The following is a 1,737-nucleotide window of genomic DNA, read 5'->3' on the forward strand; positions in this document are numbered from 1 at the left end:
GGGTGTGTGGTCGAAATCCAGACAGTCCGGTTTGTGGTTTTGAGTCCTGTGTGGGTTGGGGTTGTTTTTGGAGCACCGCCGCACCACACTAGCACCACCCGGGCGGCCGGCGCGGGGGGCGCCGGGTTGTTGGGGGGGGGGGCGGCGGCGCGCGCCGCCCCCCCCCCACCCAGTGACCGGGCCGCCATGGCGCCAGCCCGTGCAGGGGGCCCCCATGCGCGGGACTCTACAAGGCGCTGTGCAATCCGCGATCGGCCGCATGGCGCTCCAGCGCCAGCTCGATCAACCGCGTGATCAGGGTGGTGTAGTCCACGCCGCTGGCGCCCCAGAGCTTCGGATACATGCTGATGCGGGTGAAGCCCGGCAGCGTGTTGATCTCGTTGATGATGATCTCGCCATGGGCCGTGAGGAACACATCGACCCGCGCCATGCCCGCGCATTCCAGCGCCTGGTAGGCCTGCAGCGCGATCTGCTGGATGCGTGCCTGGGTAGCGGCATCGATGTCGGCCGGCACCACCACGTCAGCGCCATTGGCATTGATGTACTTGGTGTCGTAGGCGTAGAACTCGTCGTGCACCACCACCTCGCCGCATACGCTGGCCTGCGGCTGCTCATTGCCCAGCACCGCGCATTCGATCTCGCGGCCGACGATGGCCGATTCCACCAGCACCTTGTGGTCATGCCGCAGCGCCAGTTCCAGCGCATCGGCGAAGCCCGCGGCATCCTTGACCTTGCTCACGCCCACCGACGAACCCTGGTTGGCAGGCTTCACGAACAACGGCAGGCCGAGCTGGGCGATCACCGCATCGACATCGACCGCTGCGGCCTGATGACGGCGGATGCACAACCACGGTGCCACCCGCAGGCCGGCATCGCGCAGCAGGCGCTTGGCCACGTCCTTGTCCATCGCTGCGGCCGAACCCAGCACCGGTGAACCGACGAAGGGCAGGTTGACCATGCGCAGCAGGCCTTGCAGCGCACCGTCCTCGCCCAGTGGCCCGTGCACGATCGGCAGCACCACATCGATCTGGCCGAGCGCTGCGGCCGCATCGGAAGGGCGCAGCTGCGCCTGTTCGGCGCCGGGATGCACCGCCAGCGACGCGCCGGACCGATGCAGCGCGATGCGCGACGGATCATCGGCATTGATCAGGAACGTCTCCGGCTGGCTCAGGTGCCACTGGCCCTGCTTGTCGATGCCGACCAGCACCGGCTCGAAGCGCTCGCGGTCGAGCGCGTCGAGGATGTTCTTCGCCGACTGCAGTGAAACTTCGTGCTCGGAAGACTTGCCACCGAAGATGATGCCGACCCGGGTCCTTGCCATGGCGAATGCGATGTCCTGTGCGTTGCGTGGCCGTACAGCATGAACCTTCCGTTGCCGCCCAGGTGAGGCGCGGATGAACCAACCATCCATCCACGCATGGCGTGGATCTACCGTCCTCATGGCCCATCAACAGGGGTCAGAGCCCGTTGCGCAGCAACGGGATCCGACCCTACAGACGGCAGGAACCTGTCGAAGGCGGGGTGGGGGGGGGGGGGGGGGGGGGGGGGGGCGGGGGGGGGGGGGGGGGGCGGGGCGGGGGGGGGGGGGGGCGCCCCCCCCCCCCCCCCCCCCCCCCCCCCCCCCCCCCCCCCCCCCGGGGGTGGTGTTTTTGGGGTTTTTTTTTTTCTTTTGTGTTTGGGGTCTCATTCTTGGGCGGGGGGGGGGCCCGCCCCCCCCCCCCCCCCCCCCCACACCCC

Annotated in this window: 1 protein-coding gene; it reads right to left on the reverse strand. The window is 68.9% G+C overall.

Annotation, left to right across the window (positions count from 1 at the left end; all coding sequences use genetic code 11):
- Positions 1–226: 226 nt before the first annotated feature.
- Positions 227–1,321, reverse strand: coding sequence for a D-alanine--D-alanine ligase (ddlA, locus tag QRO91_RS20800; protein WP_049429803.1), 1,095 nt, complete (start codon positions 1,319–1,321; stop codon positions 227–229).
- Between the last annotated feature and the right edge of the window lie 416 nt (positions 1,322–1,737).

This window comes from Stenotrophomonas maltophilia group sp. Smal32 (genome assembly GCF_030237085.1).
GTDB lineage: Bacteria > Pseudomonadota > Gammaproteobacteria > Xanthomonadales > Xanthomonadaceae > Stenotrophomonas > Stenotrophomonas maltophilia_Q.

Coding starts and splice junctions, on each gene's coding strand:
- ddlA (WP_049429803.1), bottom strand. CDS start 1,321: ATGGCAAGGACCCGGGTCGGCATCATCTTCGGTGGCAAGTCTTCCGAG.